Annotated in this window: 3 protein-coding genes; 2 read left to right on the top strand and 1 reads right to left on the bottom strand. The window is 51.3% G+C overall.

All coding sequences use genetic code 11. From position 1 onward, the window contains the following. On the bottom strand, positions 1-624 hold a 624-nt coding region (locus KJ970_09275; GenBank protein MBU2691109.1), incomplete at its 3' end, for a transposase. Positions 625-1,165: 541 nt separating this feature from the next. Between KJ970_09275 and KJ970_09270 the strand changes: the two genes are divergently transcribed. After that, complete coding sequence (locus KJ970_09270; GenBank protein ID MBU2691108.1) at positions 1,166-2,146, top strand: hypothetical protein; 981 nt, start codon at positions 1,166-1,168, stop codon at positions 2,144-2,146. Positions 2,147-2,191: 45 nt separating this feature from the next. After that, positions 2,192-2,785, top strand: a complete 594-nt coding sequence (locus tag KJ970_09265) for a hypothetical protein (protein MBU2691107.1) — start codon at positions 2,192-2,194, stop codon at positions 2,783-2,785. Positions 2,786-3,253 lie beyond the last annotated feature (468 nt).

Below are 3,253 nucleotides of genomic sequence, written 5' to 3'. Positions count from 1 at the left end.
GAAAGCAAAAAGTGGCAGGTAACAGCGGGTATCGTAGTGTCCATGAAAGAAGCTCAGCTGCTGTTGGCCGTGGGTGGGGTCATGGCTGACATCAAGATCCAAAATGATGCGGCGCGCTTTGCGATTCAACCGTCGCCGGTGACGCGCAATGACTTTGTCCGCCAAAACCTCTCCAAGAGACAAGAGATCACTGCGGGTAACGGCGTTCTCAAAACGTGAAAGGGTTGGCTGAGAGGCCAAAGGAAGGCCCTTGACCGGATCTCGTTCGATGAGCATCTTGTGGATCGGATCATGACCGAGACGGGCAGCATCGTTGGCATCAGGGTATCCGCAGGCAATGCTGAAGATACGCTGGGCAAGCAGCTCCGGGAGTCCATGTTTGACTTTGCTGGTTTGCCGGCGGTCCCAGAGGCAGTTACCCATGGCCGAGGTGAGCCCAATGCGCCGGTCAGCCGCTTTGAGGAGCAATGCGCCGCCGTCGGAACTGGCAAGATCCTGGTCGAAATTGGCGTGGATTGGCTTGGCAAAAAGTTCTGGAAATAAAATACAGTTTGTCTTATTCTGAACACACATGAAAAGCCTCCGTTGTGTTTGGAAAGCAGCTTCGTAACTACTTTTTAACACACGGGGGCCTTTCTGTCTTTAACAATCATGAATTATTCGGGCTAGCAACAAGTGGAATCTGTAAGAAGTCCTTGTCTCACTTCCCGCGTATATGAGAGAATGGCGTAGAAGGGGAGAGAATAATAAAGCGTAGATCGCGCCAAAAGCCTTCACGCGGTATCAGAACGTTAATAGAAATGTGAATAGAACTAACGAGATTCCTGGGCTGAGTATAATAATTTGTAAGCGCATGGGGTATCAAATGCCAGGACGCATTTTGTGTATATGCACTCACGCCTATTTCGCAGTCGGCTGTTCGGAAGACAAACGCACAGCACCAACTTATTCCGATACAACACCGCCAGCCGCGGTGCATAACCTAGCTACAGCACCAGCAGCGGAGGATCGAGTTACTATTTATTGGACAGCGCCGGGCGATGATGGCTCTGTGGGTCAAGCTTCCCATTACGATCTCCGCTACTCTTTGACTCGCATCACTGAGACCTTTTGGGATTTTACGACAATTGTGGCGTCATGTCCGGAACCCGTACCAGCTGGCCAGATGCAGCATCTTGAGATTTCGGGATTGGGTCTAGGCAAGTGGTATTTTGGCCTAAAGACAGCAGACGAGGTACCTAATTGGTCAGATCTATCCAATATAGCAACCGCGACTATTGGAGACACAATAGCCTCAAGTGCCATCCACGACCTTGAAATCTTTTCATTTGACGAAACCAGCGCGACTTTGATATGGACCGCGCCGGGTGACGATGGGGACATAGGACAAGCAGCGGAATACGATCTTCGCTATGACTTCGGACCCATATCCGAGGAAAACTGGGCCGCAGCTCATAGGGTTCAAGGGGTTCCAAGGCCAGGATCAGTGGATACCAATGAATTTTTTACCATCAATGATCTAGAGACCGGCCGAGCGTATTTTGTTGGTATAAAGACGCTTGATGATAGATCAAATGCATCCGAGCTCTCGAATGTCGTGAGCGTAACACCCGCTCAAGACAATCTTCCGCCCGGGCAGGTGCTCGATCTAAATGCAACCAACGCCATTGGGCACAGCGTTTCCTTGACATGGACATCCCCGGGCGATAATGGATATGTGGGCTTGGCCCTCGAGTATGACCTTAGATATTCTGAAGCTCAGATAACCGAGGACTCGTGGAACGAAGCGACCCGAGTCCATGATGTGTTTCAGCCTGGAGTTGCCGGCCGCGAAGAAGCCTACATAGTTCACAATTTGGAACTTGAAACCCCCTATTTCTTTGCCATCAAGACGGCGGATGATGAACTCAATTGGTCGGAGATGTCGAATGTTGTTAGTGCAACGACCATTGCTCTAGCCAAGCTAACCCATTCCCTACGAAGGGTGGGTGCAAGAGAGGGATGCTGGTCCCCAAATGGCAACAATCTTGTATTCCAAGCAGACTATACGGATCAATATAGCCAAGAGCTCTACCGAATACCCACAAACGGCGGTGAGCCAACAAGATTATCTGACGAATCGGGAGGAGCTTTAAGACCAGCCTGAATTCCGGGTGGAAATCAGCTTTCCTTCATCACTTCGGAATATGGAGTGAACGAGTTCAGAGTGATAGATCCGACCCCGGGTTCGACATCCGCTTTTTTATGGCGTCACGAAGAGTATCACATTTCAACTTATTCTTGGTCCCCGGCTGGAAATCAGATTGTCTATATGGCCTATGATCCAGAACCAGATCAATGGGAACAGCGGAAAGCGTACATTGTATCTCCTACAGTAGGGATGCCAGAAGAGCTTCTTCCTGAGGGTTGGTTCCCTACAAGGGTGGCGTGGTCTCCAGACGGGAATCAAATATGTTTCGACTCCCAGCAAGATGGAAGTTACAATTTATGGATAGTCTCTCGGACGGGCGAAAATCCGACCCAACTTACAATTGATCCAGCAGATGACGCCCAGCCAGCCTGGTCGCCTGATGGCAGCCAGATTGCCTTTTCGTCCAATAGATCTGGCAGCTATGACATCTGGGTCGTGTCCGCGACCGGAGAAAATCCGACACGGATGACATTTGGCGAAGACGCTGAAGTATCACCTCAATGGTCTCCTGATGGCAGAGCAATAAGTTTTAGTGGCGCCGTTCCTTCGGGCTTCGCGTGGAAATACGACATCTGGGTCCTTTATCTGGAGTAAAAGAGCCGCAGCCAATTGTAGCGCCCATCATGATTCCGCCTGGGCAGGCCAATAGGAAATTCCAACGCCCCTTTTTACCCCAGCCCGCCCTCGCGCAGCAGCCACCAGAATGATAACCGGTCTCGAAAGTGTTGAAAAGACTGCTCTGAGAGCCTTTCCTGACCTGTTCCCCCTGCGAATCCCCACTCATCCGGTCCATGATGGCGTCTTCCTTGCACAATAATACCCTCCGATCGATCTTCCCAGACACACCTCTCCCCCGAACCCAACCGGAAATCCCGATCAGGCTGACATCCTGCACGATCCTGGAAATAGGAACATTTACATTAATCGGCGGATCCGCTATGGAGGCGGCCGGATCCAGGGATCCGGATTAGCACCTTCCGCTGCGCCATTATCTTCATCAAGACCACCCGCCATCCCCTCGGCATCCTCCTCCAGCAGAAACCCCATCGGCGGATCCGACGG

The sequence above is a fragment of the Candidatus Eisenbacteria bacterium genome (assembly GCA_018831195.1).
Classification (GTDB): Bacteria; Eisenbacteria; RBG-16-71-46; order CAIMUX01; family JAHJDP01; genus JAHJDP01.
Note: the sequence above shows the minus strand (reverse complement) of the source record. Positions and strands in the feature narration are given on the sequence as shown.